The 26,950-nt window shown below is 49.2% G+C and carries 24 protein-coding genes; 13 read left to right on the forward strand and 11 right to left on the reverse strand.

What is annotated here, in order from left to right; all coding sequences use genetic code 11:
* Window positions 1-144: 144 nt before the first annotated feature.
* A complete protein-coding gene (locus NDA01_RS02825) occupies window positions 145-426 on the forward strand; it encodes a hypothetical protein (protein WP_190433622.1) in 282 nt (93 codons plus the stop codon).
* A 9-nt stretch (window positions 427-435) separates the two neighbouring features.
* On the opposite strand, the gene NDA01_RS02830 is transcribed toward NDA01_RS02825, so the two are convergent.
* Window positions 436-1,218 carry an RNA polymerase sigma factor SigF gene (locus tag NDA01_RS02830; protein WP_348226786.1) on the reverse strand — a complete coding sequence of 261 codons (783 nt, stop codon included), beginning with the start codon at window positions 1,216-1,218 and terminating at the stop codon, window positions 436-438.
* Window positions 1,219-1,507: 289 nt separating this feature from the next.
* Here NDA01_RS02830 and NDA01_RS02835 point away from each other — a divergent pair, with 289 nt between their 5' ends.
* Complete coding sequence (locus tag NDA01_RS02835; RefSeq protein WP_190554973.1) at window positions 1,508-2,236, forward strand: Bax inhibitor-1/YccA family protein; 729 nt, start codon at window positions 1,508-1,510, stop codon at window positions 2,234-2,236.
* Window positions 2,237-2,442: 206 nt separating this feature from the next.
* A protein-coding gene (gene prfB, locus NDA01_RS02840; RefSeq protein WP_348226787.1) for a peptide chain release factor 2 occupies window positions 2,443-3,565 on the forward strand; the annotation gives its coding sequence in 2 pieces (ribosomal slippage) (window positions 2,443-2,514 and window positions 2,516-3,565; 1,122 coding nt in all).
* Window positions 3,566-3,677: 112 nt separating this feature from the next.
* Here the strand turns inward: prfB and NDA01_RS02845 are convergent.
* The 3 genes from NDA01_RS02845 to NDA01_RS02855 form a co-directional block, all read right to left on the reverse strand.
* The gene (locus NDA01_RS02845; protein ID WP_348226788.1) at window positions 3,678-5,018 is read right to left on the reverse strand and encodes a TldD/PmbA family protein; all 1,341 of its coding nucleotides are present in this window, start codon (window positions 5,016-5,018) and stop codon (window positions 3,678-3,680) included.
* Window positions 5,019-5,183: 165 nt separating this feature from the next.
* Window positions 5,184-6,668, reverse strand: coding sequence for a TldD/PmbA family protein (locus NDA01_RS02850; RefSeq protein WP_431193297.1), 1,485 nt, complete (start codon window positions 6,666-6,668; stop codon window positions 5,184-5,186).
* Window positions 6,669-6,753: 85 nt separating this feature from the next.
* On the reverse strand, window positions 6,754-7,161 hold the full coding sequence (locus tag NDA01_RS02855; protein WP_190433610.1) for a phosphomannose isomerase type II C-terminal cupin domain: 408 nt from the start codon (window positions 7,159-7,161) through the stop codon (window positions 6,754-6,756).
* 434 nt (window positions 7,162-7,595) lie between these two features.
* Between NDA01_RS02855 and NDA01_RS02860 the strand changes: the two genes are divergently transcribed.
* Window positions 7,596-8,024 (forward strand): hypothetical protein, encoded by a 429-nt coding sequence (locus NDA01_RS02860; RefSeq protein ID WP_348226789.1) that lies wholly within the window; start codon window positions 7,596-7,598, stop codon window positions 8,022-8,024.
* Window positions 8,025-8,120: 96 nt separating this feature from the next.
* On the opposite strand, the gene NDA01_RS02865 is transcribed toward NDA01_RS02860, so the two are convergent.
* Complete coding sequence (locus tag NDA01_RS02865; RefSeq protein WP_348226790.1) at window positions 8,121-9,245, reverse strand: site-2 protease family protein; 1,125 nt, start codon at window positions 9,243-9,245, stop codon at window positions 8,121-8,123.
* A 214-nt stretch (window positions 9,246-9,459) separates the two neighbouring features.
* Between NDA01_RS02865 and NDA01_RS02870 the strand changes: the two genes are divergently transcribed.
* A complete protein-coding gene (locus tag NDA01_RS02870) occupies window positions 9,460-10,287 on the forward strand; it encodes a metal-dependent hydrolase (protein WP_348226791.1) in 828 nt (275 codons plus the stop codon).
* On the opposite strand, the gene NDA01_RS02875 is transcribed toward NDA01_RS02870, so the two are convergent.
* Window positions 10,260-10,532 (reverse strand): SemiSWEET transporter, encoded by a 273-nt coding sequence (locus NDA01_RS02875; protein WP_348226792.1) that lies wholly within the window; start codon window positions 10,530-10,532, stop codon window positions 10,260-10,262. The two genes, NDA01_RS02870 and NDA01_RS02875, sit on opposite strands and share 28 nt — an antisense overlap.
* Window positions 10,533-10,780: 248 nt before the next feature.
* Here NDA01_RS02875 and NDA01_RS02880 point away from each other — a divergent pair, with 248 nt between their 5' ends.
* A complete protein-coding gene (locus NDA01_RS02880) occupies window positions 10,781-11,176 on the forward strand; it encodes a nuclear transport factor 2 family protein (protein WP_348226793.1) in 396 nt (131 codons plus the stop codon).
* A 7-nt stretch (window positions 11,177-11,183) separates the two neighbouring features.
* On the opposite strand, the gene NDA01_RS02885 is transcribed toward NDA01_RS02880, so the two are convergent.
* Window positions 11,184-11,813: a MarC family protein gene (locus tag NDA01_RS02885; RefSeq protein ID WP_199296182.1), complete on the reverse strand. Its 630-nt coding sequence runs from the start codon at window positions 11,811-11,813 to the stop codon at window positions 11,184-11,186.
* An 84-nt stretch (window positions 11,814-11,897) separates the two neighbouring features.
* On the opposite strand from NDA01_RS02885, the gene NDA01_RS02890 reads away from it, so the two are divergent.
* The 4 genes from NDA01_RS02890 to NDA01_RS02905 all read left to right on the forward strand — a co-directional run bounded on the left by NDA01_RS02890 (window position 11,898) and on the right by NDA01_RS02905 (window position 15,990).
* Window positions 11,898-12,023 (forward strand): hypothetical protein, encoded by a 126-nt coding sequence (locus tag NDA01_RS02890; protein WP_348226953.1) that lies wholly within the window; start codon window positions 11,898-11,900, stop codon window positions 12,021-12,023.
* Window positions 12,023-12,541, forward strand: coding sequence for a Uma2 family endonuclease (locus tag NDA01_RS02895; RefSeq protein ID WP_431193307.1), 519 nt, complete (start codon window positions 12,023-12,025; stop codon window positions 12,539-12,541). The genes NDA01_RS02890 and NDA01_RS02895 overlap by 1 nt, the downstream gene beginning before the upstream one ends.
* A 149-nt stretch (window positions 12,542-12,690) precedes the next feature.
* Entirely contained in the window at window positions 12,691-14,562 is a 1,872-nt protein-coding gene (locus NDA01_RS02900) for a protein kinase domain-containing protein (protein ID WP_348226795.1), read from the forward strand.
* Between the two features lie 255 nt (window positions 14,563-14,817).
* A complete protein-coding gene (locus NDA01_RS02905) occupies window positions 14,818-15,990 on the forward strand; it encodes an IscS subfamily cysteine desulfurase (RefSeq protein ID WP_348226796.1) in 1,173 nt (390 codons plus the stop codon).
* A gap of 16 nt (window positions 15,991-16,006) precedes the next feature.
* On the opposite strand, the gene rnc is transcribed toward NDA01_RS02905, so the two are convergent.
* Entirely contained in the window at window positions 16,007-16,678 is a 672-nt protein-coding gene (gene rnc, locus NDA01_RS02910; protein ID WP_348226797.1) for a ribonuclease III, read from the reverse strand.
* 127 nt (window positions 16,679-16,805) lie between these two features.
* On the opposite strand from rnc, the gene NDA01_RS02915 reads away from it, so the two are divergent.
* A complete protein-coding gene (locus NDA01_RS02915) occupies window positions 16,806-17,009 on the forward strand; it encodes a hypothetical protein (protein ID WP_190433593.1) in 204 nt (67 codons plus the stop codon).
* A 28-nt stretch (window positions 17,010-17,037) separates the two neighbouring features.
* On the opposite strand, the gene NDA01_RS31820 is transcribed toward NDA01_RS02915, so the two are convergent.
* The 3 genes from NDA01_RS31820 to NDA01_RS02935 all read right to left on the reverse strand — a co-directional run bounded on the left by NDA01_RS31820 (window position 17,038) and on the right by NDA01_RS02935 (window position 23,406).
* Complete coding sequence (locus tag NDA01_RS31820) at window positions 17,038-20,403, reverse strand: sigma 54-interacting transcriptional regulator (protein WP_431193298.1); 3,366 nt, start codon at window positions 20,401-20,403, stop codon at window positions 17,038-17,040.
* A 61-nt stretch (window positions 20,404-20,464) separates the two neighbouring features.
* Window positions 20,465-21,652, reverse strand: a complete 1,188-nt coding sequence (locus NDA01_RS02930) for a glycosyltransferase family 4 protein (protein ID WP_190433589.1) — start codon at window positions 21,650-21,652, stop codon at window positions 20,465-20,467.
* Window positions 21,653-21,774: 122 nt separating this feature from the next.
* The gene (locus tag NDA01_RS02935; RefSeq protein WP_348226798.1) at window positions 21,775-23,406 is read right to left on the reverse strand and encodes a DUF2079 domain-containing protein; all 1,632 of its coding nucleotides are present in this window, start codon (window positions 23,404-23,406) and stop codon (window positions 21,775-21,777) included.
* Window positions 23,407-23,605: 199 nt separating this feature from the next.
* On the opposite strand from NDA01_RS02935, the gene NDA01_RS02940 reads away from it, so the two are divergent.
* Together NDA01_RS02940 and NDA01_RS02945 are read left to right on the forward strand one after the other, a co-directional pair.
* Entirely contained in the window at window positions 23,606-24,688 is a 1,083-nt protein-coding gene (locus NDA01_RS02940) for a universal stress protein (RefSeq protein ID WP_348226799.1), read from the forward strand.
* A 97-nt stretch (window positions 24,689-24,785) separates the two neighbouring features.
* Window positions 24,786-25,961: a histidine kinase gene (locus tag NDA01_RS02945; protein WP_199296181.1), complete on the forward strand. Its 1,176-nt coding sequence runs from the start codon at window positions 24,786-24,788 to the stop codon at window positions 25,959-25,961.
* Window positions 25,962-26,950: the final 989 nt, after the last annotated feature.

Here is a 26,950-nt window from a genome sequence, read left to right on the forward strand (position 1 = left end):
GCCTATTCCTGTAGGTTTAGCAATCTAGGTTCAACTCTAGGTTTGACTGGTTCTTCTGGCAGTTCAGGTGGGAATAATGACACCATCAGCCAAAATTGACGGCTGAACACCTGGTACTGAATAACGAGATTGCTGGAGACGATTATGATGTTGAAGAGCGAGCCGAACCGGATGCCTTATCATGGCTGGCTCCTTGAGGTCATCCCTTATGGTGATTCCTTCAGGTTCGATGCCCATCACCCCAGTGTACCGGGTGGCATGAATGAAGGAGAGACCTATAACAGCTTTGCGGCTGCCTTGGTAGCAGGACGTCATTTTATCGATCGCGAAGTCGCAATTCAAGCTTTATTAGATGTGCTAGGCACCCTGCTAGAAGACGAGAAAATTAGCTGCGATGAATATTGGAGCTTGACCTGCTTTTACTAAGTCCTGAAGTTAAGGATCGCTTTGTAATTCTTGAGGCTGGAGATAGGCCACCATCTGCTGGATGCCTCTCTGAATGCGGCGGGTCACTGTCATCGGGCTGACTTCAATCCGCTCTGCCACTTCTTTGCGGGACAAGTCGCTGAAGTAAACAAGCTCGATCGCCGCTCTTGTCTTGTCTTCTAGCTGGCTCAGCGCTCTCTGCAACTGCTGACGGTCTTCTTCGAGTAACTGCAAGGTTTGGTAGTGGGCATCGGGGAGCATGTCGCCCAATGTTACGGTTGAGTCTACTTGCTGCGAAACAGTCGCGTCTAAGCTCAACAAGGAGCGATTCTTGCCTGCGAGTTTGATTTCTCTCCACTCGTTGACCGAGACGCCTAGCTCAGTGGCGACTTCTGCGTCCTGGGGTTGCCGTCCCAACTCTTTCATCAACGCTTCTCTTACCTTCTGGCCTTCCTTCTGCAAGTCTTGCCAGCGACGGGGAATCTTTACCGTGTTGCCGCGATCGCGGAGGAAGTGGAGCATTTCACCGCGAATGTAGGGAACGGCGAAGGAGCTGAAGGCACAACCTTGGGAGGGGTTGAAGCGCTCGATGGCGCGGATGAGACCGAGGTGGCCGATTTGCTCCAGGTCTTCGTAGGGTTCTGCACACTGATGGCTGACTTGGTGAGCAATCTTCCGCACGAGTCCAGCGTTAAGGCGGACGAGTTGGTTGCGACGAGAGACGGAGGGGTTCTGGTGGTAAGCAACCAGGAGTTCCATGACTTGAGAGCGGGGAGAAGATTGAGTAGTCATCACACAGAGCCTTGCATCAGAGTTGAACTCATTCTCCCTACAGCAGCCCAGTCGAACTATCGTTGTTTCACGGTACTCCTTTGGGGTGCTCCGGAGGGTGTCGGCGGAAATACGTAAGTGTCACCCCGCAAATTTGAGGGTGTTCCTTTCCCAGTCTGTGGTACAGCTGCTTCTAATTTCCTTCAAAGAAAATTTTTAACTTTGAAAGCTGAGGAACTGCGGGAAAGCAAGATTTACGTCACAATGGGCGTAGTTGGGCTCTATTGTTGGTGGATAACAAGGAAGTCTTATGAGCAATACCAGTAACTTCCGCAATGCCATTCGTGAGGCCAAGACGCAAGCGTTAATTGGTCCCAATGTCATTGCTAATGCTCTGCCTTACCTAGGGGCAGGGTTGCTCTTAACAGCGCTAGGTACTTATGGGGGCTTACAGGTCTTCAGTGCCAATCCAGGTCTCTTCTTCCCGACCTTTTGGGGCGCTCTGATCCTGGAGCTGATTCTATTTTTCGTTGCGAGTGGAGTTGCAGAGAGGGGGCAGAATGGTGTTGCCTTGCCACTACTAGCAACCTATAGCTTGTTGTCAGGTTATACCTTGACTGGGTTGGTAGCGGTAGCCTTAGGGACACCTGGCGTTGGTTTGCCTGGCATGGGCTTTGCGGCGCTGGGCTGTGGGGTTACCTTCATCGCGGCTCGGCAAATTGGCTCCAACTTGTCTGAGCAGGATGGCATGGCCTTAGCTCAAACTGTCCGCCTTGGCGTTATCGCCCTGCTGGTAGTTTTAGTGGGGCAGCTGCTTTGTAGCTTCTTCGGTATCTATACGCCGACTTGGCTCGAAATCGCTATTTCTGGCCTTGGCGTGTTGCTGTTCGCTGGGGTGGCGGTTGTAGACTTCTATGTTTTACCCCGCACCTATCGGGATGATCAGTATTTGCCCGCAGCTTTGTCGATGTATCTGACCTACATCAACTTGTTTGTTTTCATTCTGAGATTGCTAATTGCGATCAACAGCCGCGATTAAGACCGCGGTACTTCTGAGAGCACTGGCAAAATCAATTGTCTAAAATTATGCAGAGCTGTGGTCTTTCGGGCCGCAGCTTTTTTTAGCATCATAGGGATTAGGGCATAGTGGAGTGGAATCAGAGCTAAACGATGAATGCGATCGCTGACTCTCGCTAAGATGAACTATGCAACCTTTTGTGGCTTAGGAGCTAATAGTTACTGTCTATGGATGCACTAGAGATTAAACGCGAAGTTGAAACGTTGTCTGAGCGCCTGGGTAAAACCCAGGACTATCTTTGACGTTCCAGCCTTAAATGCCAAAATTCAAGATTTAGAACAAATTGCGGCCCAGTCAGACTTTTGGGATGACCAAACTCAGGCGCAAAAAACCCTGCAAGAGTTAAATGACCTTAAATCTCATTTAGATCAGCTAGGACAGTGGAAAACTAGCTTGGAAGATACTAGGGCTATCTTGGAGTTGCTGGAGTTAGAGGCAGATGAAGCCTTACTGCAAGAGGCCCAGAATAATGTTTCCCAACTGAGCCGCGAACTCGATCAGTGGGAGCTACAACAGCTGCTCTCTGGACCCTACGACTCTAAAGGGGCAGTCTTGACAATCAATGCGGGGGCTGGAGGTACGGATGCTCAAGACTGGGCTGAAATGCTGTTAAGGATGTATACCCGTTGGGGCGAAGACCACGGCTATAAAGTACATCTGGCAGAAATCTCGGAAGGAGATGAAGCGGGGATTAAGTCAGTCACGCTAGAAGTGGATGGCAAATACGCCTACGGCTACCTCAAAGTCGAGAAGGGGACCCATCGCCTCGTTCGTATTTCTCCCTTTAATGCCAATGACAAGCGGCAAACCAGTTTTGCTGGTGTAGAAGTGATGCCGATGATTGACAACTCTGTAAACCTAGAGATTCCAGAGAAAGACCTGGAAATTACGACCTCGCGTGCGGGGGGTAAGGGAGGGCAAAACGTCAACAAAGTAGAAACAGCGGTTCGGATTACCCACATTCCTACGGGCATTGCAGTGCGCTGTACGCAGGAGCGATCGCAGCTCCAAAACAAAGAAAAAGCCCTGGTAATCTTGAAGGCAAAATTGCTGATTATTGCTCAAGAGCAACGAGCCAAGGAAATTGCCGACATCCGGGGAGATATGGTGGAAGCCGCTTGGGGCAACCAAATTCGTAACTATGTCTTCCATCCCTACCAATTGGTGAAGGATCTGCGAACTGGGGTGGAGACTACGGCGATCGCAGATGTGATGAATGGCGAGCTAGATTTCTTCATCCAAGCTTGTCTACGCCAAGACAATCAACTTGTTGAGAGCCAGTCCGCTTAGAGTTCCATGCCGGGGGCAGGGATCTGGCTGTTTGTCAGGGCGAAGCATTCGTAAACAGGCTCATCAGCCAACCTGTGTTTTTATACGAACGCTCCGCCCTCAAGGGTTATGGCTATTCGCCAGTAATCGCGAGACCATCGACCCAAATCCGAGGAGAGACCCCACCGGGAGTCACTTCGGCTTCTGGCTCCACATAAGCGATCGCCTTGAGCAGTTCCAAGAAGTCTCCCGCTACGGTGGCTGATTCCACACTGACGCGATCGCCTTTGTTCACAACCCAACCGTCGAATGGTAGTGAGAATGAGCCTTGCAAGGATTGTACTCCTGCATGGAGGGCTTGCAAATCGTCAATCAAAACCACATTTTCAGCGGTATCGAGACTATAAGTTGTGTCTACTGCCTGACCTGGAGCAACATGGTAGTAGTGCGGCCCCACAGTGATTTTTGCGCCCATATTGGCATTGCCTGTCGGCTGCGCGTTCATTCGCTTGGCAGTTCCCGCACTGTGGAGAAAGCCGCTCAATACACCCTCGGTAATCAGCGGGACTTTGCGAGTTGGGGTGCCTTCGCCATCAAACATCTCCGCGCCAATATTGCCGGGATGATGTGGGTCATCACAGACGGAAAGTAGAGGCGAAGCAATCTGTGTTCCCAGAGATTCGGGAGTAGAAAGACTTTGTTTGTCGAGGATACTTTGGGCGTTGTACAGGTTGGAGAACGCTCCTAACAAGCTCAAAAACGCTTCTGGAGAGAACGCCACCAAATATTTGCCCGACTGAATTTTGTTGTAGTTCAGGTGGCTGATAGTTTTCTCGGCAGCTTCCTGCACGCAAGCTTGCACATCTAGCTCTGGGAAACCATAACCAACCCTGAAGGCCCCAGCACTACGCGGCTTTTTGCCTTCTTCCTCAGTTTTGCTGTAGAGATACACCGAGGCATAGGAGCCACCTTCGTACCGCTGCGCTCCCTCACTATTGAGATAGAAGCGATCGAAATCGCGTTGCGCCATGCCGTTGTAAGGAACGCCAGCGATCGCCGGATGGGCCTCCAGTAATTCTTTTTCCGCCTTCACTAACGTCTCAATCAGCGTTGAAACTGGAGCTTGGGGAGTCTTCTCGTGAGAGGTTTCGGGAATTGGAGCGGTCGCTTCAGGGCTAAAGTCAGGCACATGCTCTTTAGCGCCAAAGAAACTAGCTTCGTAAGCGGTTTTCAGCGCCAAGTCCACACCCGCCGGATCAACATCCGTGGTAGAGGTAATTCCCACTCGGTGTTCTTCATTCCACACCCGCACCGTGACACTAGAACGATTCGATGCCTTAACCTGCTTCGGTTCTCCCTGGTCTACCTGAGCGCTGGTTTCATCCACTGAGGAACCATAAATATCAAATTTTTGGATACCAAGTTTTGTGGCACTTTCTTTGGCGTAAGTCGATAATTCTTGAATATTCGGCATATTGCAGTCTTACTGGCTAACGTATGTCTTTGTAAAAACCTTGTATTGAGTCTTAGTAGACCTCTCCCCAAACCCCTCTCCTGCGAGGCGAGGCGAGGGGCTTTGAATTTGGCTCCCCTTCCCTCCGAGGGGAAGCGGCTGGGGATTAGGTCTTCAGGGGACCCCCTAACGTCCACCGACGGTGATCGAATCCACCTTGATGTGGGGTTGGCCGACGGTGACGTAGATGCTGCCACTGACCGAACCGCAGAAGCCTGCTGCCAAGCCTAAATCTTGAGAGCACATGGAGATCTTGTTCATGATTTCCTTGGCTTCACCGATCAGAGTTGCGCCTTTGAGAGGCTTGGTGACTTTGCCGTTTTCGATCAGGTAGGCTTCATCCACCGAGAAGTTAAATTGTCCGGTAGGGCCGACGCTACCGCCGCCCATCTTCTTGCAGTAGATCCCTTTGTCGATCGAGGCAAATAGATCTTCAACGGAGTGCTCACCAGGGGCGATGTAAGTGTTCCGCATTCGGGATGCTGCCGCGTGAGTATAGCTTTGGCGACGACCGCTGCCTGTGCGGGGATGTCCGGTGCGGATAGAACCTGTGCGATCGCTCAAGAAGTTCTTCAGGATGCCATTTTCAATCAACAGCGTCTGTTGAGCGGGCATGCCTTCGTCGTCCATATCGATGGTGCCGAACTCATCGGTAGACAGACCTTCATCCCAGGCGGTTAAGCTTTCGTGGGCAATCTTCTCGCCTTTTTTGTCGATAAAGGGCGTGGTCTTTCGCTCAATCTGAGTGGTCTCTAGCAAGTGGCCGCAAGCTTCGTGGAAGATCACGCCGCCAAACTTGTTCGCCATAATGATCGGGTAGGTGCCCGATTCTACATAGTCGGCGTAGAGCATCTTGCCTGCGGATTCTGCGACATCTTCAGCGGTCGCTGCATAGTCCCAACCTCGGAGGAAGTCAGGGTTGCTGGTGTCTCCCACCCGCTGACTAATGGAGGAACGATTGGCACCATCCGCACAGAGCAAGCTGTAACCAACGGATTGGGTCAGGCGGATGTCTCGCGCGAAAGTGCCGTCACTAGCTGCAACTAACACTTCTTGCCAATCGCGGAAGTAAGCGGCCCGTCGAGACTGGACGTGAGTAGCTTTGGTTTGCAGTTGAGCATTGGCAGCTAAGAGAATGTCGCCCATCTCTCTCATGGAGCTGCAACCACCGAGCCAAGCTTCTTTGCCTTTTTTGGTGGCGTAGTCGCGCAGCAGTTCCAGGTTAATTTCGGGGACAAAAGCACTGGGGGCAGGCAGGTGTAAACCGAGGATCGACAAGCCTTTTTCCAGAGCAGATTTGAGGCCAGAAAAAGTCAGGTCGTTAGTGCTGACGTAGCAGTCCGACTTGCCATGAAACACCCGCACGCCTGCACCTGTCGATAAGCGAGGCGCAATGCTGCTAATGCCATCATCTTCTGCCAAGCAACTGATGTAGTTGGTGCGCTCCAAGAAAAATTCGATAAAATCAGCACCCGCTGCTCGTCCTAGCCCTAACAGTGTGGAGAGGGGAGCTTGCCAGGTTTCGTCAAAGCGATCGCGGGTGGAGTTGTATTGGAGGGTGGGTAATTCTTTAGAGAGCAACAAAGTCTTTGGAGGCATCGATAACGTCATCTGCGGGCGTCCTTACAGAAAGTTGACTGACAAGCCTATTGGTTTCAGTCTAACAAATCGCTAGAAGCCTGATGATTGCTACCGTTTATCCTTCTTCGGCATCCCCAAAGCGGATAATGTCGTCTTCTCCAAGATATTCGCCGTTTTGCACTTCAATCATCACCAGCGGAATCACGCCTGGATTCTCAACTCGGTGCGGCATGCACATCGGCACATAAGTGGATTGCTTTTCAATCAGAATTTTTTCTTGGCCGTCACAGATTACCTTGGCCGTCCCAGAAACCACGATCCAGTGCTCGCTGCGGTGGTAGTGCATTTGGGTGCTGATGTGGTGCCCTGGCTGTAGCTCAATCCGATTGATGCGGTAGCACTTGCCTTCTTCTAGGGCGGTGACTGTACCCCAATTCCGCATGCGGGTGGTGGCAGTATTGGCCAACTGGTTTGCCAACAGGGGTGTGGTGGGAGTTTGCTCGTTATTTTGGTTACTGCTCATCGGCGGCTCTCCCTATCTTTGTGGCTGGATCTTTGTGACTGGCTCAGATGGACGACGCTGGAATTATTCAAAATTTACCTCAGACCCGCTCAGGTTCCAATCATCTCGTGACTGAATTAACGCCTAATTTGCTTAGCGGGGTGAGGTCAGTCACATCTTTACCCAATCTTTATCACGTCTCCGGACGATTACGGTCACAGGTTTATAGGCGTGTCATCACCCGATCGAACGAAAAAATAGATCACAGTAGGAAAACAGTAATAACACTGAAACTAGCTGTGTTGATCCAGGGGTATCCGCCAATCTAGTTAGGTTGGCGTCACGACTGGTACTGAATTTATCGCATTTGTTCTAGGTGGCAACCAGGGTCCAGCTACCACACTTAACCCTGGTTGTTCTCCCAAGACCGTATTACTTAGGAGTTACTTTTTATCATGACAAATAAACAGCGGGAGTTTGCAAAGGATCAGCCTTTTGTAACTCACCCTTCAGCCTTCCTAGGAACACCGCTGACCTACATCGTGTTGCCACTTTGCGGGGGTGTGGTGGGAGAAGCGATCGCTCCTCCTGATCCTGCTGAGTCATCGATTCATAACAACTCCCAAGCTGAGGAACAACTTGTCCCTGCAACCGCTCCTACAACTGCGAAGTTGTCTGGGGAGCCAGCTCAAACTAGCGAACGAGCCATGACCAACTTCTGTGAAGTAGCGATCGCCCTCTTGATCTTTGGCAGCATTCTGGGTTGGCTCACGACAGTCCCTATGTGGCTACCGCAATTTTTTCCTAAACCCTACTCCGCAACGTCCTGGTGTGTGCATTTTTACTCAAACTCACGGCCATTAGAGCGCTTGGATATTAGTTGAACCATAAAAGTTCAGTCATAAAAAATTCCCCAGGCCATTTGTGGCTCTAGGGAAGGGGGTAGGAATTATGAAATCTAGGAGAGGAAAACTAACCAGTTAGGCAGGCGTAGCTTGGAGATTGCCTTGAAGTAGGCGCAGAATGGCCGTTTTTTCTAAAAGCCCAACCAAAATGCCATTAGTCCGAACTACAGGTAACGCTGTCAGTTGTTGTTGCTCTAGCAAATTCACTACATCGCTCAGCGGTTGGTCTGCCTGAATTGTGGTTTCTGGGTTAATGGGTTGCATCACATTCCAGACTTGAGTTGTAGCCCAACGCTCTACTGGTAACTGTTGCAGGTCAGCCAGCGCGATCGCTCCCATCAACTGTCCTGTAGTATCAGTGACTAAAAAGCGTTGCCAAGCCATCTGGTGGAATAAAGACCAGTCGGCAAATTCTCGTAGGGTCCAGTCAGCTTGTACGACTGGGCCATTGGGAGTCACCGCATCGGCTGCCGTAAATCCTGACAACTTGGATTGCACTGTGGCATATTGAGCCGTTCGGCCTGCATTCTGGAGCAAGAACCACCCAATCAGCAAGTTCCAGAAGTTAGCAGTGCTGCCAAAGATCAAGAGAGGAATTAAGCCAGAGGCGATCGCGGCCCAACCCAAAACTTGACCCGCTCGGCTGGCGAAGGCGACTCCTTTGTAAGGATTTCCGGTAAGCTTCCACACCAGCGCCTTGAGGATGTTTCCGCCATCGAGCGGCAAGCCTGGGATTAGGTTAAAGAGGGCCAAGGCTAAGTTAATGGAGGCAACCAATCCTAAAATAGCGGCCAGTGGACCTGAGACAGGGCTAACTAGAGCGATCGCGGTCAGAAGTCCAGAAATTATGAGACTAACTGCGGGACCTGCAACCGCTACCCAAAAGGCCTCAGCCGGAGTCTCCGATTCTTTTTCTAATTGGGCGAGTCCGCCAAAGAGAAACAGCGTAATCGATTTCACGCCAATCCCTTGCCGCAGAGCGACAAAGCTATGACCCAGTTCGTGAGCCAACACCGAGGCAAAGAGCAATAAGGCTGTGACTAAGCCAAGTCCAAGGGGCAGCAAGCCACCCAAGCTAGGAAACTGAGCCGCCAGCCCACTGCCGTAACTCCAAGTGACAAGTCCCAGGACCAGAAACCAAGACGGATGGAGATAAAACGGAATGCCAAACAGATTACCGACGCGCAGAGTGCCGTTCATACGGGGCACCTCTAAAAATTGTTTACTTTTACTGTAAACAAATGTAAACAATTCTCTCAGCTTTCACTAGGGCGGAAGCCGCACTTTAGCGTTCGGTTATAGGAACCTTCATTCCTAGGGCTCTTCATTCCTAGGGATAGAGTTACTCCGCCGCGATCGCTCTTACAAGGTGATAGAAAAGATATCTCTCGAAGCAACTCGGTGCCCCGTACCCATGATGGCAATCCCCAAGATTCAGGTACGTCCGATTCACTTCCGTTTTCCCGATACCATTGAGCGCTATTGGCTCGGTGACAGTGCTTACAATACTCATCTGCTAAATAGCTTGACGTTGCTGCTCCCTGATATCGAGCGCTACATGAATCACATCATTAAGCAGCAATTGCCTCACGTTACTGACCCCCAACTTCAGCAACAGGTGCGAGCGTTTGTTGCCCAAGAGTCGCAACATGCCAGCCAGCACACCCATTTTTGGAAAAATCTCCAACAACAGGGGTATTGCTTTGAGGGATATGTCCGTTATGCCCAGGGGATTTGGCGATGGCTGACGCAACATGGGAGTTTGATCCTGAATCTAGCGATCGTGGCTGGGGGAGAGCACCTGACCTCGCTGATGGCCGAGGTCATTTTGACTGAACGCTTCCTCGATCCAGCAGAACCCAATCTCAAAGCGTTGTTTGAATGGCACGCCGCTGAAGAAATAGAACACCAAGTAGTGGCCTTTGAGGTGTTGCAATCTGCAACTCGCAATTATGGAGTGCGCCTCTTGGGTTTAGTCATCTCAAATCTTTTAATGCTGGGTCTGATGAACTGGGGCATAATCCTGCTGTTGCAGCAAGACAAAAAGTGGAGCGATCGCCAAGTTTGGCAAGACCTAATGCAATTTTGGTTCTTCAAAGAGAAGCTTTTGTTCAGGGCAATCATCAGCGGGTTGCGCTATGCTCGGCCTTCTTTTCATCCCTCTCAAAAAGACAACCAAGCGTTAGCTGTAAGAGTGCTGCATTCCATAGCCCCTCACCCTAGCTCCCCACTACGCTTGTAGCGAATTTTGAGGCCCAAAATGATTGAGGAAAGAACTAGGGTCACAACATTGGCGCAAATGACTGGAATATCGTGAACATAACTGCCATAGACGAGCCACAGTACAATCCCGACGCAAAGCGTGATCAGCATGCTCCAAGAAAGGTCATCGGCTGACTTAGATTTCCAGGTTTTAATCAGTTGGGGCAAGTAGGCGATCGTGGTTAAACTACCTGCAATTAGTCCTAGCGTAGTGGTAAATTCCATGCAACTCTACTCCAGCGAATTGAATTTTAGCGTCAACGGATTGAGCCGCGATCGCGCTCTAGCTTCTTGTTTGTAACTGGGAATCTTCAGAGATGCGATCGCAGGTTTACCCAGACTGATGGAATTACCTACTACCCTCTGCGTGGAATTTCGGATTTAGATTATTGAGATTTCGCTAGAAAGAGCAAAACTGCGGAAGGTAAGCAGTAACGTCATTAGTACTACTTTTGAGTCGCGAGTGAGCCAGGATGGATACAGCTCAGACTGACACCCTCAGAACTGCTCATCAAGCTTTTGAGCACTTTACCCACGGTTTAGCAACAGGAGAGTGGCAGGCCTTTTTGGACATGCTCACCAAAGATTTCAGCTTCTGGTTTCCGATCGGGCCGTATCACGGACTCAATACCGGAAAAGCGAGGACTGAGGCGTTCTTCCAGTATGTCTCTGATACGTTTGAGGATGGTCTAACTGTGACGCTCGATCGCGTTATGAGCAACGAAACGACCGTTGTTTTTGAGTTTCGAGATGAGGGGATGATGCGCGGTCAGCCCTACAAAAATCGAGTAGCTGTTGCTTTTGATGTACGCGGAGACAAAATTTGTGCTTACCGCGAGTACTTTGGCAGTGATGGCAAGTCTTATTGATTGCAGTTCACTTCAGAAATAACTCTCGAATTCCCGAACTGCTAATCTCAATCGCCAGTGCCGCTAGCAGAAACCCTAAAAGTTGCGTGATGATGATTGCGCCTTCTGCCCCTAACCAATGATCAATCCGAGAAGACTGCCGCACAATAAACCAAGTGACAAACATCGCACCCACAATGCCGATCGCAACGCTGAAATGACCGATCGCGGAGTCTGCGTCAGACATCAACAACATCACACTGGTTAAGGTGCCTGGTCCTGCCAAGAGCGGAAATGCTAACGGGGTAATGGCTACGTCTCGACCTTGCTCCATAACTGGAGTCTCTGTATGTCCTTCCAACATCTTTAAGGCGATCATCAGCAACAACAAACCGCCAGCTATCTCCAAGGAACCCATGCTGATGTGCAAGTAATCCAAGACTGTTTGACCACCAAAGGCAAAGGCTAGAATTACCGCAGTGCCAACAAGACTAGCGCGATCGACTACGCTATTTTTCTGCTCTATTTCCATGCCCTTGGTCAAAACTAAGAAAATAGGGGCATTCCCCAAAGCATCAGCTAAGACGAAGACCGCCACAAAGGTTTTGACCAGAACTGGAACATCTATAAATGTTTTGGCTAAGCTAAGGAATTCCATACCAGGGAAGCAAATTTTTCTCAACAGTAGCGCGATCGCCTGTGCCTTACATTCCCTCCTTGAGGGATTCAGTAGTCAGAGAGCATGTCGCAAGTTGTAGAAGCCCGCCCCATGCCCAAGTTACAGAGTTGCTATATTGGCGCTAGAGAGCTGGAGCCGTGGGAGCAAGAAACGTGGTGCAGTCACGGATTATTACAGATTTGGAGTTAATGCAATTAAACTCTCAAAACCCAAATCTTCGCTTTGAGCGCAATGCAAATGGAAACCTTGTGACTATGGCACCGACCGGAGGCACTTCTGGCAATCGTAAGGCCAGAGCTGTTACTTACCTGATGCTGTGGGTGATCAATCACGATTTAGGCGAAGTCTTCAGCTCTAGCACAGGATTCAGATTACCAAATGGTGCGGTGCGATCGCCGGATGTGGCATTCGTAGCTAAGGAACGTTTACCGGAAGGCTGGGATCAGGGAGAGGATGAGTTTCTAGCCCTAGCACCAGATTTTGTGATTGAGATTCGCTCCAAAACTGACAGTCTGGACACGTTGCAAACCAAAATGCAGGAATACATTGCCAACGGAGTTCGTTTAGGGTGGCTGATCGATCGCCAAAATCAGCAAGCTTATGTCTATCGAGCCGATCAATCCGTGACCCAGTACCCAGCCACAGCGGTTCTCCGTGGTGAGGATATCGTACCTAACTTCTCGCTTGAGTTGAATGTATTGCTGTAATAGCCAGTAACCTGTTTTATCTTTACTATCTGACAGCTTAGATAAAAGCACCTAAATTATTAATTCAGTATAGTGATTAATAGGCTATATAGCAGCTTTTTATCAGTCAAGCTAAACTAACAGATATTATAGAATTTAGTTAATTATAAATGAGTCTTTGTATTAATCCTCACTGTCCAAATCCTGAGAACCTCGATGAAAACTTGTTCTTTTGCCAAGCTTGCGGTTCTGAGCTTCTTATAGAAGGATTGTATAAAGCAACGCGGTTACTTAGTGACAAAAGTGGCTTTGCTCGAATTTACGAAATATTTGATGGTGAAACACTCAAAACCTTAAAGGTTCTTGTTCGAGATGAATCGAAAGCGGTAGAGCTATTTGAGCGTGAAGCTAAAGTTTTAAAACAATTAGATCACAGAGGAATTCCTAAAGGAGAAATATATTTTGACTATTATCTAAGTAATAAAGAAAAGTTGCTTCATTGCTTAGTCATGGGTAAGGTCAATGGAGTCAACTTGCAAGAGTGGTTAGAGAGGAGAAATAATCGACCGATTCAGGAAAAAGTAGCCATTAACTGGCTTAAGCAATTGATTAATATCCTACATGAAGTTCATCAAAAAGAACTTTATCATCGAGATATTAAGCCGTCAAATATCATGCTTGACGCCGATGGACAGCTCACATTAATTGACTTTGGTATAGTAGGAGAAATTAATGAAACACACGCAAAGAAATTAGTGGCTAGAGAGATAACAAAATACTATTCTGAAGGTTACGCTCCCTTAGAACAGATAAATGGACAAGCTGTACCACAATCTGACTTTTTTGCTTTGGGACGTACTTTTGTCTATTTGTTAACAGGGAAGCACCCTTGCGATCTTGGCACAGCCTATCGTGACCCCAATACTGATGACGAATGGAACTGGCGTGATGAAGCTCCTCAAATTTCCTCGTTATTGGCAGACTTTATTGATTCTCTAATGGCTCGCTCATATAAGAAGCGGCCTCAAGACACTCAAATTATTCTAAAGGACTTACGAGAGCTTGAATATACTTTATATCCGAATATAAACTCAGTCTCCAATTTTTCTACCTCAAAGATAGGAAAAAGTTGGCAAAACATCGTCCCTGAATGTACTCTTGGGGATTTGTCCTCCTGGCATTCAGCTCCTGTCAAATCATTAGCTATAAGTAATGATGGAATGCTCCTAGCAAGCGGTAGTGCAGACCATACGATAAAAGTTTGGAATTTAAATAATAAGAAGGAAGTTTTTACTCTTGCTGGCCATGGGGACGAAGTAAACTCTGTAGCAATTAGCCCTAGCCAAGAAATTCTAGCTAGTGGAAGCTCAGATAAAACGGTAAGACTATGGAGTATTAAAAGCAAGCAACAGACTCATGCTTTTTCACATTCAGGTCAAGTAATGTCAGTAGCATTTGACCCAAATGGACAAACAGTACTCAGTGGTAGCGGAGATAAAACTATTAATGTTTGGAACTTAGCAAATGCTTGGTCTATAAAAAGTGGAAGACCAACTCATACGCACGCTAGGCATTCCAGTGGTGTCACTTCTATTGCAATTAGCCCCAATGGTCAAACTTTAGTTAGTGGGAGCTATGACAAAACAGTCATAGTGTGGACTGATCATATTCTTACTGGTCATTCAGATACCGTTCGTTATGTAGTAATTAGTCCTAATGGTGATGTTCTAGCTAGTGGTAGCCAAAATGGAGAATTTGGTGAAGTCAAAATATGGAATTTAAAGAGTGGAGAACTAATTCATACTATTGTCGGACATAAAGGGGCTGTTTCAGCTCTGGCAATTAGTCCCGATGGAAAAACATTGGTGAGTGGGAGCTTACACGAAAGAATAATACGAGTTTGGGATATAGCTTCTGGGCGGGAATTAAACAATTTTCAAGGCCACTTAGATGGTATAAGTTCATTAGTCATTAGCCCGGATGGTCAACATCTTATCAGTGGTAGTAAAGATGGAACGATTAAAATGTGGTGTATTAAATAATATTTGTCTCAAGTTTTTAATTGCTTTGGTTCGAGTTTATTTTCACTATATTTTCAATTATAGAAGAGTATTTTTACAAGATTAAGGCACATGTAGCATATTATTTTTTTATTATTTTATTAATAGGGAGCTTATTTTTTGCACATATATCTATATAAGTAATATTTTTATCTACTTACTAGTAGCCAAGTCTTAGCTAAAATAGCCTTTTCTATATGAAGAAAATATCTGTTTGACTTGGTCTAACTTGAATTTATGACCCACCGTCCGATTTATCTAGATTGCCACGCTACGACTCCGGTAGACCCCAGAGTGCTAGACGCGATGCTGCCTTACTTTACGGAGTATTTTGGTAATCCGGCGAGTGTGACTCATGCCTACGGTTGGGAAGCCGAAGCCGCGATCGCTAAAGCGCGGGAGATTTTAGCAACTACCATCAACTGCGGACCAGAGGAAATTGTTTTTACCAGTGGCGCTACAGAAGCGAATAATTTGGCGATCAAAGGGGTGGCGGAGGCTTACATTAGCAAGGGACGACACATCATTACCGTGAGTACTGAGCACAATGCGGTTCTCGATCCCTGTCGCTATCTGGAATCGTTGGGTTTTGAGATTACTTATTTACCTGTACAGCCCGATGGCTTGATCGACCTCGCAGAACTGGAGCGAGCCTTTCGGCCTGACACGATTTTGGTTTCGGTGATGGCTGCCAATAATGAGATTGGGGTGTTGCAGCCACTGGCTGAGATTGGAGCGCTTTGTTACCAGCATCAAGTTCTGTTTCACACCGATGCAGCTCAAGCGATCGCCAAAATTCCTCTAGATGTGGCAGCGATGCAGATTGATCTGATGTCGCTCACCGCTCACAAGGTGTATGGACCAAAGGGGATTGGTGCGTTATATGTGCGGCGGCGCAATCCTAGAGTACAAGTCGCGGCTCAGCTACATGGCGGTGGGCATGAGCGAGGGATGCGATCGGGCACGCTTTACACCCCGCAGATTGTTGGCTTTGCTAAAGCGGTAGAGTTGGCGCTGGCAGAGCAAGCAACAGAAACTCAACGGCTCGCGCAACTGCGCGATCGCCTGTGGCAAAAGCTCAGCACAGTCGGCAATATTTATCTCAACGGTCATCCCACGCAACGTCTCCCTGGCAATCTCAATGTCAGTGTGGCAGGAGTAGATGGGCAGGCATTGTTGTTGGGGTTGCAATCGGTGGTGGCAATTTCTTCTGGTTCCGCTTGCACTTCGGCTGAAATCAAACCTTCCCATGTGTTGACTGCTTTAGGGCGATCGCCGGAATTGGCTTATGCTTCCATTCGGTTCGGGATTGGACGATTCAATACAGAAGTGGAAATTGACCAAGTGGCAGAAAAGGCGGTCGCGACGATCCAATCTTTGCGGGGTGCGACAGTTTCTAGCCAAGCTTAGCGAGCTGACCCGTTTTCTAAAGCAGTCCTAAGGTTTCTAGAGCTTGTTTAGCTGCGCTCTTTTCGGCATCCTGTTTTCTGTGCCCCTTGCCTTCGCCGTACTTTTGGTCAGCTACACGCACCTCGGCGGTAAATTCTCGCGCATGATCTGGGCCAGATTGAGCAATGATGGCGTACTTGGGGTTCTGACCTACTTTGGCTAAGGCCCAGGCTTGAAACCGACTCTTGAAGTTGATTTGCGCTGCGGTATCAACCAAAGTATCCGCGATCGCTTGAAACAGCGGTTCTACATAGTTGCGGACTATCTCAATATTGGAACCTGTATCTAGGAAATAAGCCCCAATCACTGCTTCAAAGGTGCTGCTGAGCAAGTTGGGATTTTCCCGCCCCCCGTTAATTTCTGCGCCTCGGCCCAAATGCATGAGGGGACCGAGGTTGAGGGCGATCGCAAATTTGGCGAGCTGTGACTCATCGACTAAGGCAGAGCGTAGCGGTGTTAATTCTCCCTCTGGCTTCTGAGGATAGCGCTTGTAAAGAAATTCGCCACTAAGGAAGTTCAATATGGCATCGCCTAAAAACTCTAAGCGTTCGTTATCTTCCCCAAACGCTGGGTACTCGTTGATGTAAGAACTGTGGGTCAGCGCTCGTTGTAACAAAGCGTTGTCTCGGAAGATGGGCAGTTTTTGCATCTCTACTCTGGTATGGCTCAGGCTCACCCACCTAGGTAAGCCAACTGGAGGGAGCAAAGAGGTCAACAATTCAGGGAATATACAGATTAATAGAGCTTCTTCATGTTTTCCTTACAGAATCGTCCTCATGAATACTGACAATAGCAGTCTTGGTTCTGCCATTGGGCCAATTATCCAACGCATTTTTACTTCTGGAAAAATTACCCAAGCCGACGAATGCGGATTTTTTATGGCGATCGCTTCAGACGCAGTGTTGAGTGCTGAGGAGTTGAGTCAAATTCGGCGGATTTCTGACCACTTGGATATGGGACTGCTGAAAGTGGTGGATTGAGTTCCAACTGCTAGAGCAGCAAACCTGATCAACTGACGATCAACTTCCACAACAGTGAGCCGATCGCGATCGTGGCTAGGTGTTGGGGTAGCAGACTGAGTAAAGGCTGACGCGCAATTTTCTGAGTCAACATCACACTCAACCAGACTGAAGCAATGAGCGTCACCGCTTGCAGAAATGCGATTACTGCGGGTTCAGCCACAGCGATTGGCACATTCACACCGCTATAACCAAAGGTGGCTAGCGTAATCGGCAAAACTCGACCCGCTTCGGTTAAACCCAAGCGCAGATAGTGAGCTAAGCTGCCGCCCAGCACTAAAGGCAAATAGCCGTAAGCTAGCTCCAGAAACGGGCGGGGTTTGAGAGTGCGATTGACTACTTGAATCAAGAATTGGGCCAGGAGAGCGATCGCCACAGGCGCCAACAACGCCACAGCAGAAACGGCAGCATGCCAGCCAAAATTCTCTAGATGTAAATTCCAGCCCAACTGATTTTCAATCTCAGATAGGCGATGCAGAAAAATTGCTCCGAATAATAAAAATAGCAGCGCTACTTCCGCATAAGTCGGCTGATGGGTCGTCCAAAGTTCAATGCCTGGAGGCCGCAGATTCACCTCCACTGAGCGGTGGGGACAAGCTTTGAGGCAGGTCATACACAGTACGCAGTCGCGGTTGTCTTCCAATTGGGCAGGGTGCGAGTAGAGCGGGCAACCGAGACTCTCTTGTCCTTCGCCTTTTTCCGGACCGCCTTTGTAGCATTGATAGGTGGTACAAGTGGCAGAACAAATGCCTTGCTGTGCCCGCAACTCAGTCATGGAAAGCTTGGCAAACAAGCCATTCATGCCCCCAATGGGGCAGAGATAGCGGCACCAAAAGCGGCGCTCAAACAACAGTGAAAAGATTACTGCCCCAGCCGTAATCAGCAGTAAGAGACAACCCGCCAGATAAGCGGTGTCTTCTAGGTTCCAGAGTTCTTCCCAGAGCAAAATCAGCGTGAATAAGCCGAACAGGAACCAGCCACCCCATTTCTCAGCTTGCTGGCGGGGCCAAGGCAGTAATTCGCGGGGAAATATTTGTAGGGATAACTTCTGGGCTAGCTCACCGTAGATCATGAAAGGACAAACCGAGCACCACAACCGCCCCACAAAGGGAAAGGCAAAGAGCATCAGGGGCCACCACCAAGCCCAAAACAAATTGAGGCCAATGTTGCTGTCGCGCGTTTGGGGGCCGAACATCAAGATGGCGACGATGACAGCAAACATGCCCAAGGTGAAACCAAAGTTGATGCGATCGGGCCACCAATCACTTCGCAGAAACTGCCGCAACTTGGGATAGGCGTTGAGTAGGTTCACTCGGAAGCGTCGGGTTTTGTTGCTCACGGCCCAAAAGACTTCTTCCGTGAGTTCGGGGGCACCGTTCGATTGCGCGATCGCCCGCTCGATCAGTCCTTCTAGTTCCGTGAAGTTGCCTGGGAAGTCATAGCCTTGGAGGCGGCGTAAGGCTTCTGGGGTGACGTGGGGGCGAGCAATGTTTTTAGTTCGACAGGTCAAGCTGATGTAGTACTCGGCTTGGGCCGCAATATCCGCCTTCCGCACCCGCAACGGTGGCACCTTGATCACATGAGGAACGCAATGCTTCCGTTCTAGCTGCGGCAAAGTTTTTTCCGACACCATCATGATCCGAGCGTGGCTGCGTTTAGGTTCTGGTGTTGGTTCTCCTTCTCGGCTAATTGGGGTGTAGGTTCCGGTTTCTAGTAAGAGCAGAATTTTTTCTAGCAGCGCGGGGGGTAACTCTTGAATGTTGTTAAGCAGGAGCGTGCCCTGTCCGATCCACTCTAGTAGCCCTGCCTTGCCGCCTACACGACCAAACAATTCCGCGCCGCTGGCTTGCAGCGTGTTGCAGTTGATTTTGATCATGGGTTGGTGGCGATCGCGGGAGCCGAAGTGAATCAAGGCTGCGGTGTTGTCTTTGCCCAGTCCTGGTTCACCAAACACCAATACAGATTTGCGATCGGCAGCCGCTTTTTTAATTTCCTGACGCAATCGCACCGCATAGCGACTAGAACCAACAATTCCCCGCCGCACTTTTGGCACCAAATAAGGACGCAATGCAGTTTGGCGTTCTTGCTCGAAAGCGAGTTGGGAGGCTACTTGATCTAGCTGGACAGCGAGTTGTTGGGCGGAGCGGAACAGATCGGCGTTGAGTTCAGCTGCGCCATTCGATTGGCTAATTGCTTGCTCCAGTAGGCTCTCTAGCTCTGGCAAATTACCAGGCAAGTCGTAACTGGCTAAGACTTCAGCAGCTTCGGGTGTCAGTCCGGGTCTGGGGATGCCTTCCGCACGAGCAAAACAACTGATGTGATATTCAGCTTTGGCTTTGATATCAGCTTTGCGATCGCGCAGGGGTGGAACTTCTATCCAGTGACTCCACAAAGCTTGCTCAGGTTCAAGGCTCAGTTGCTCGTTGACCTGATCTAGCGATCGCTCTGCGGTCAAGATGATGCGCGCTTCACACTGCTGCAATTCAGCCAGCGGCTCGCCGTCACGGCTCACCGGGCGATATTCTCCAGTTTGGAGGAGTTGAATTACTTTGGCTTGCAGTTCTGGCAGGAGGTCTTGCAAGTGATCCAGCACTAACGTTCCGGTGCCTAGGTAAGCCAGTACCCCCAGTTTGCTACCTGAACCTGGGGTGCTGCGACCAAACAGTTCCACCCCACTGCTAGAGAGCGTGCCACAGTTGAGCCGAATTAAGGATTCGTGCCGTGCCGCAGACGTAAAGTGAATCAACGCCGCTAGGTTGACTTTGCCAACTCCCGCTTCTCCTGTCAGTAAAACGGGGGTGCGATCGCGAGCTGCTTCTCTCACTTGTTTGCGGAGCCTGATCGCCACTTCACTACTGCCAATTACCCCCCGCTTCAGTTTAGGAATCACATAGGGTCGTAATGCTGATTGGCGCTCTTGTTCATAGGCAAGTTGAGAGGTGACCTGGTTCAGCTCCGCCGCAAGTTGGCGCGAGAAGGTACGGCTAATCTCTGGATATTGTTGCGCTAGTTCTAGAAACTGTTCTTTAGTGATCCGCCACAACAAACCGTCGTCAAGCGTAATGACGGTTCGCTCAGTCGGCTGCTCTAGCAACAGTTCCTTGAGATGAATGATGCTTCCAGGCAGCAGGCTCACTGCTTTAGCAGGGCCATTGGGGCTGGTATGGTAACTCTCTAAATGCCCTGCTTTCAGAATGTAAAGTACGTCTGGATGGGTGTCTTCTAGAACCAGACGGCGATTTTCTTGTAACGGTTCTTCGACAATAGCAGCGGCGATCGCCTCTAGAGCTTCATCAGAGAGCGATGCCAACTGAGTATGCTCTTTTAACCATTGAATCCGCTCAGCCCCATCCATATGCTCGCCCCCTGTATTGTGGTTTGAACCCGATATGTCTAAGTCGTCTTACCAATCCACCTTACCAATCGACTAGCGATCGCTCTTGTACCACCCGTTTGTAAACCACTTCTGTTTGCTGGGCAATTTTGGCCCAACTGAAGCGCCGTTCTAGGTCTTCATAAGCGTTGTCTATCAGCCACTGGGCATAACCCGGATTCTTCAAGACTTCTAAAATACCCCAAGCCAGTGACTCCGAATTATTGGCCCAAGTCACAATGCCTGTTTTGGTATGACGCACCACTTCCGGAAAGCCACCTGTATCCGAGACCACGACAGGTACTCTCGCCGCAAAACTTTCTAAAGCCACAATGCCAAAAGGTTCGTAGAGACTAGGGAAAACCGCACAGTTGGCAATGGTTTGAAACTTGTTCAAGTCTTCTTCAGACATAAACCCAGTGAAGTAGGTCTTGTGGGCAATGCCGAGGTTCCAAGCCTGCTGTTTCAAGTGGTCTGTATTGCCGCCGCCGATGACCACCAGCTTGGCATAGCCGCCCATTTCCCACAGCACCTTGGGCATGGCATTGAGTAGAACTGCCACGCCTTTTTCGTGAGTCATGCGGCCCACATAATAAACAATCTTTTCGGCATCCTCGGCAAACTGGCGACGGAAACTAGCAAAGTCAAAATCTGGGTGCCGTCGCTTCTTTTCGGGGCGGATGCCGTTGTAGATGACATCCACTTTTGCTTCAGGACTGCCCAATGCCCGCGCAGCCTCAGAGCGCATGTAATCAGTACAAACGATGACTCGCCAAGCATTGTAGGCTAGATGAGTTTCTTTACTACTGATGTACCGATGAGTATCGGTATGAATGCCGTTATGACGGCCATATTCGGTGGCGTGAATGGTTGCAATGAGCGGAGTTTTGAACGTGTGCTTGAGGGCGATCGCCGCATCTCCAACCAGCCAATCGTGGGCATGGATCAGGTCGAAGGGGCCATCTTCTAGAATCAACTTGCCACCATGACGGCCCATGCTCTCGTTCATATTCACGACCCAGTGGAAAAAGTCATGGCTATAGCCCACAGGCACCCGATGCACTTTGACCCCATCGACCACTTCATAACTGGGGGCTTGCCCAAATTCGACGGTAATTAGATGCACTTCATGGCCCAGCTTGACGAGTTCTGGGTATAGCTCGGCCACATGTCGGGCAATGCCGCCCACAATACGAGGCGGAAATTCCCAAGCTAATACCAGAATTTTCATCAAACGCTACTCCTGCACCTTCACATAAGTCCTAAGAACTTCACATATCAGTGTAGCGGCGACTGTAATTGCTACGAAGGAATGCAGGCATGATTCCTAAATCTTCACAAAGCGTTGCTTGGCTAGTCGGGCTGTCGCAGAATCGGTTCCAACTCTTGCCGAAAGGTAGACCAAGGCGTAGTCGTGATCGCGTCAGAACTAGCGCTGCGCTGCATCAGCAATACGCCATCTCGAAAGCCAACTAAGCCGTAGGAGCGATCGGCCAAAAGCCGATCAACGACAGGCACCATTGTCTTCAGTAACAGTCGGTCATCATCGAACACAACTTGGTACTGCCGTAACTGTTGAAAGTCCAGAATCACATAGTCCACCGAAACCACAGCCCGCGCATCATTTCTCACTTGTAGGGCTGGAAAACGCACAATCTCCCGCCGATTCGAGAGGTGCGGCACGATATGGGTTGTGGCTGAAACGCTGGCATCCGTTGGGATTTGAGCCATCAAGCCGCGAATTGCTGCCGCATGTTGCCATTGAGCTTGAGGCGCTGAGTAAACCCAAGGCTGGAAAGAATCGGGGATCAAAAAAGACAAAGCTCGATTGGGATTCGAGACAATCGTCAAAATCAGCGACACACTGAGGCAAAAAATCCAAAAGCGCCGAAACCGTCGAGTAAAAGCCCCTGGATGCTTGGCCCACCACAGCACCGCCCCATAAAAGAACCCAGGAATTACCGTCAAGGCATAGCGCAGGTCAATCGACAGGGCTGTTGGGTCTTGCCGCATAAAATTTTGCAGTAACGGAAAGCCGGCGACTAACCAAGCCGTCGGAGCCACCGCAGGCACAAAGGCTAAAGGTAGCCAATGCGCCAGTAAATAGCTAATCGTGCGATCGACAGGCGTGATAACTTCCTGAATTAACCGCAGCGGCTGAGTCGCGATCGCCCCAATCACTTGCAAGGAAGACGCTTCCTGATTGCCAATAAAGTGACCAAACTGCTCCACCATAAACCGTCGCGAAATATCAGGCGAGAACAGTGGCATGGCCCAGTTCGTCACTAGCAGTATATAAGCCACACTCAGCGCACACACACCCAACCCCGCCCGGAGATGCCGCCGACTCACCGCTAGATAAAACCCCACACTAAATAAGACGACACCCGCATCTTCTCGTACTAGCAGCGTCAGTCCTGCTAGCAGCCAGAACAGCCACCACCAGCGCTTCTCCATTACCAGCAGCAACCCAAAAATAAACAACGGAATTTGACACAAATCATGGAAATTAGCCACCGTTGGCCCAATCACTGCTGCCGCCCCATAGAAACTAGCGGCAATCATCACGGCTAGCGGTGGGTTGTGATAGTGCCGCGCTAAGGCATACAGCACCAATCCAGCCGCCGTCATCAAAGCGACTTGCAGCACTGACAGTAGGGCAGGAGAGGGAAACAGGGCATAAATTGGCAGCCAGAGCATCAAAGCAGGCGTGAAGTGCTGGCCCAGCCGATGGTAAAACACTTCTGGCACTTGCCCGTCTTGGGTGACTGCTGCCGACAGCGTCGAAGAGAGTGAGCTTTGGAAGAAGCGACCGTGCAAGCCATTCCAAAACACTTGATTAAAAATGCCTTGGTCGAAGGCCACATAGGTTGGGTAGAAGTTGTAATACCGATGCAGCGCGATCGCGGACAACACGACAAAAAAAGCGCTCGCCATACCCACCACCCACCGCAACTCCGGCTGTTTCTGCCACTGCTGCAACATGATTAGATGACTCTTTTCGCTACAGCCTTAACGCTCTCATGTTGTCGCTCTTGGCTCAACCCATTCCCCAAAATTTCCGCGATCGCCTAGAGTTTCATGAATATTTCCAGACAAGACACCAATTTTTGCTCAGGTTTTGCCTATGTTAGGGGTAAGAAATGCCCTGCCTAAGTTCTGTTCGGGACTGGAGCTGTCGATCATGCCGTCTACTACTTCTCCTTTGCTGCCACCGCTGCTACTGGCTACGGATGGTTCTACAAGTGCTGGCACGGCACAACGGCTTGTGCTTCCGGTAATCCAGCTTTTCTCCCAGCTGCCACCTGAGGCAGACCGACAAACCTGGCTAGACGTTCTCACTGTACAGCCTCGGCCTGCGGGAATGCGCCCAAGACTCCCGGCCCTATCTAGGAAGCCAACGGCTGAAACCCGGACGCCTGAAGCAGAGCCAGAACTGACCTCACCCTTGTCACTACCTGAAGTAGAGAATGGGCATCGGGCTGATTTGAACCCGAATGATCTGTTCGCTCAAATTAAAGCTGAAATGCCGCTAGACAGAAAAATTGCTTACCAGAGCCGAGAGGGGCGACCTGCGACTGAAATTTTGAACCATGCGCGGACAATTCAGGCTGGATTGATTGCAGTAGGTCATCGGGGTGTTGGTGGATCGCGGGAGTTGTTGCTGGGTAGCGTTTCTTCAGCGATCGCACGTTATGCCACCTGTCACGTCTTAGTCGCGCGAGGTTTACCTGAAGCACCAACGCTACAACCGAAGTGGCACCACGTCCTCTTGGCTGTGAATGGCTCTCAAGCCACCAAGCAAGCGATCGCCCTGACGCGCCAGTTAATTCCCGCAGGTATCCAGCGAGTCACCATCCTCTGTGCCCAAACACCCCTCAATCCTCACTACTTGTTTGGGCCGTTCGCCACACCCACCCCTAATTGGCAACTCACGCAATCCTTGCAACAAGCCCAAAAAGAGCAAAGCGAACAAATCATTCAAAAGGCGCAAGAGAAGCTAGCAGGAGCCAATGTAGCAATCACCAGCTTAATCCAGACTGGAGAGCCAGGGCCGATTATTTGCCAAATCGCTCAACAGCAGCAAGCCGATGTGATTATTTTGGGGAGCGATCGCCACCCTGCGTTTCGTAATATTCGCCTCACTGCTACAGGCGACTACGTCCTGCATCATGCGCCTTGTCCGATTCTGCTTTGCCGCACGGCGCGATCGGAAACGGAAACTAACCTAGGATCTGAGGCTGAGATTTCGCGCGAGGAGGCCTAGAACACGATAGTCTATATAGATGGTGGCAGTTCTACCTAGTCTTGTTTGAACCCAATCCAACCTATTTTGCCTATCCTAGGTGCTGACGAGAGATGGCATGAAAGCATCTCCTGACAAGCCAATCGACCCTGAAACTCCGCTACAACTACTTTTATTTGTAGACAAGCGCCCGAATTCAGGGGAACAGATTCGGCACATCCGGAATTATCTAAAAAATCTCAAAGCTCAGTATTCGTTCGATCTACAAGTTATTGACGTAGGAGAACAGCCCTATCTAGCCGAGCACTTTAAGCTGGTAGCAACCCCCGCTTTAATCAAAATTCAGCCAGAACCGCGACAAACGCTGGCGGGCAGTACTCTAGTGACTCAATTAGAAAATTGCTGGCCCCGGTGGCAACGTTCTGTTGAGGAATATCTAGCAACCTTAGAGTCACAAACAGATTCGTCTAGTCCGGAACGCCCCAACTCAACCATTGACTCAGTAGCCTATTCAGCCGAGTTGATGCGGCTTTCAGACGAAATTTTTCGCCTACAACAAGATCAAGAAGACTTGCAAGAGCAATTGCGGTTCAAAGACCGCATTATTGCCATGTTGGCTCATGACCTACGTAACCCTCTAACGGCGGCCTCGATCGCGATCGAAACGCTAGAACTCAGCTACAGCCCCAAGGAAGGGTTGAACACTCGCCTTAAGCCTGCTGTCACAGCTCAATTGCTCAAGCACGCTAAAACTCAAACGCGAGCGATCGACCGCATGATCACAGATATTTTGCAAGCAGCTCGTGGTACTAGCGGAGACTTTCAGATCCAGCCGCAGAAACTAGATTTAGGGTCGCTTTGCCAAGAAGTTTTAGTATATCTGCGCGATCGCTTTCAACCCAAAGAGCAGCAGATTACCCACGACATTCCGAGTGACTTGCCGTTGATCTACGCGGACCCAGAACGCGTCCGCCAAGTTCTGATTAATCTGTTAGACAATGCCATCAAGTACGCTCCCGCAAAAGGCACCATTGCCTTTTCAGTCTTGCACCGCACTACTCAGAAAGTGCAGGTAAGCATCTGTGATGATGGGCCTGGTATCCCAGAAGAAAATCATGAACGAATTTTTGAAGAGCATTTTCGGCTCAAGCGCGACGAAGCTCAGGAAGGTTACGGTATTGGTCTAGCATTGTGCCAGCGCATTGTGCGAGCGCACTACGGCCAAATTTGGGTGGACTCCGTCCCCAACCAAGGTAGCTGTTTCCACTTCACCCTGCCAGTTTACCGTCCTTAGTTAGAGCCTCTCAGGACCAAAAGACGTGCTTGCTTATAACCGAATGGTTATGAAGGATTGAACTGCGATTCAGGGCTGCTATCTTTAGCATTCTGATCCTTCTAAACTGCATCAGTGAAGATACTAGATTGATTTGTTGCTTAATCCTGGGGTTAATAAGAACTCTGTATTTTTGACGTTGGCAGTTGTTAAACTAGGACTTCAAAGCTCAAGCTATTTGTTAAGAATATTGTCATCCTAAAGGCTATATAAACTACTGAGTGCTCTAAGCTAACTATTTTCAAAATTCTAGATATTGGCGTCAGGAGTAAGCAACCATGGACAGGGTTAAATTTACTTGTGCCCATCTTTACTTCAAAAAACAATAACTTAAATCGCTTTAAAGCTAAAAGAGTAGATGAACGAGGAGCCAAATTAAGCCCATGATTGCCAGAGACTGGTTGGGTACGTTCTACTATCTATCACTGCTTCCTGTCTTTGTGTTTCTGTTTATCTCAGTGACTCAAAGTATCAAATTTTAATTAAATAACCTCAGTGGGAGAAGCATTTTACCAGTAATGAATGCTAACTAGGTTGAAACATAATTGCATTCATACGGGTAAAGTTTGAGTATTTTTATAACTTTGAAGATTCAATATACTGATGCACTCAGCGTCGACAAAGCTCTCATGAAGCTTTTTCAAATCTCCGATGAAGCCTGGATTGAGGGTGTATTCCTCCACTTGAATGGTAGGTAGCAGTTAGTTTATTGGCTTTAGTGAGTGAGGGTAAGAAGAAAGTATTTTATGAAGAAACAGCGAAGTTGATTTTAAGATTCCTTGAACTAATTAGGTTGCTGATTTAAGTTCAGCTAATTAGCGGATTCTAACCTTGTAGAGGGCATATTAATTTTGATAGTAAGCAATGACAGCAGCAGATTTAGGTTTGGCTTGAATCAAGTTGCTAAGGTTTCAACCAACTCAACATTTATGAATACCAGCGTTGAAATT

It is taken from the genome of Trichocoleus desertorum AS-A10, assembly GCF_039962155.1.
In the GTDB taxonomy this organism is placed as follows: domain Bacteria; phylum Cyanobacteriota; class Cyanobacteriia; order FACHB-46; family FACHB-46; genus Trichocoleus.

Bases quoted from the DNA above. Each gene is read 5' to 3' on its own strand.
- NDA01_RS02825 (WP_190433622.1), top strand. From the start codon at position 145: ATGATGTTGAAGAGCGAGCCGAACCGGATGCCTTATCATGGCTGGCTC.
- NDA01_RS02830 (WP_348226786.1), bottom strand. From the start codon at position 1,218: ATGACTACTCAATCTTCTCCCCGCTCTCAAGTCATGGAACTCCTGGTT.
- NDA01_RS02835 (WP_190554973.1), top strand. From the start codon at position 1,508: ATGAGCAATACCAGTAACTTCCGCAATGCCATTCGTGAGGCCAAGACG.
- NDA01_RS02845 (WP_348226788.1), bottom strand. From the start codon at position 5,018: ATGCCGAATATTCAAGAATTATCGACTTACGCCAAAGAAAGTGCCACA.
- NDA01_RS02850 (WP_431193297.1), bottom strand. From the start codon at position 6,668: ATGACGTTATCGATGCCTCCAAAGACTTTGTTGCTCTCTAAAGAATTA.
- NDA01_RS02855 (WP_190433610.1), bottom strand. From the start codon at position 7,161: ATGAGCAGTAACCAAAATAACGAGCAAACTCCCACCACACCCCTGTTG.
- NDA01_RS02860 (WP_348226789.1), top strand. From the start codon at position 7,596: ATGACAAATAAACAGCGGGAGTTTGCAAAGGATCAGCCTTTTGTAACT.
- NDA01_RS02865 (WP_348226790.1), bottom strand. From the start codon at position 9,245: ATGAACGGCACTCTGCGCGTCGGTAATCTGTTTGGCATTCCGTTTTAT.
- NDA01_RS02870 (WP_348226791.1), top strand. From the start codon at position 9,460: ATGATGGCAATCCCCAAGATTCAGGTACGTCCGATTCACTTCCGTTTT.
- NDA01_RS02875 (WP_348226792.1), bottom strand. From the start codon at position 10,532: ATGGAATTTACCACTACGCTAGGACTAATTGCAGGTAGTTTAACCACG.
- NDA01_RS02880 (WP_348226793.1), top strand. From the start codon at position 10,781: ATGGATACAGCTCAGACTGACACCCTCAGAACTGCTCATCAAGCTTTT.
- NDA01_RS02885 (WP_199296182.1), bottom strand. From the start codon at position 11,813: ATGGAATTCCTTAGCTTAGCCAAAACATTTATAGATGTTCCAGTTCTG.
- NDA01_RS02890 (WP_348226953.1), top strand. From the start codon at position 11,898: ATGTCGCAAGTTGTAGAAGCCCGCCCCATGCCCAAGTTACAGAGTTGC.
- NDA01_RS02895 (WP_431193307.1), top strand. From the start codon at position 12,023: ATGCAATTAAACTCTCAAAACCCAAATCTTCGCTTTGAGCGCAATGCA.
- NDA01_RS02900 (WP_348226795.1), top strand. From the start codon at position 12,691: ATGAGTCTTTGTATTAATCCTCACTGTCCAAATCCTGAGAACCTCGAT.
- NDA01_RS02905 (WP_348226796.1), top strand. From the start codon at position 14,818: ATGACCCACCGTCCGATTTATCTAGATTGCCACGCTACGACTCCGGTA.
- rnc (WP_348226797.1), bottom strand. From the start codon at position 16,678: ATGCAAAAACTGCCCATCTTCCGAGACAACGCTTTGTTACAACGAGCG.
- NDA01_RS02915 (WP_190433593.1), top strand. From the start codon at position 16,806: ATGAATACTGACAATAGCAGTCTTGGTTCTGCCATTGGGCCAATTATC.
- NDA01_RS31820 (WP_431193298.1), bottom strand. From the start codon at position 20,403: ATGGATGGGGCTGAGCGGATTCAATGGTTAAAAGAGCATACTCAGTTG.
- NDA01_RS02930 (WP_190433589.1), bottom strand. From the start codon at position 21,652: ATGAAAATTCTGGTATTAGCTTGGGAATTTCCGCCTCGTATTGTGGGC.
- NDA01_RS02935 (WP_348226798.1), bottom strand. From the start codon at position 23,406: ATGTTGCAGCAGTGGCAGAAACAGCCGGAGTTGCGGTGGGTGGTGGGT.
- NDA01_RS02940 (WP_348226799.1), top strand. From the start codon at position 23,606: ATGCCGTCTACTACTTCTCCTTTGCTGCCACCGCTGCTACTGGCTACG.
- NDA01_RS02945 (WP_199296181.1), top strand. From the start codon at position 24,786: ATGAAAGCATCTCCTGACAAGCCAATCGACCCTGAAACTCCGCTACAA.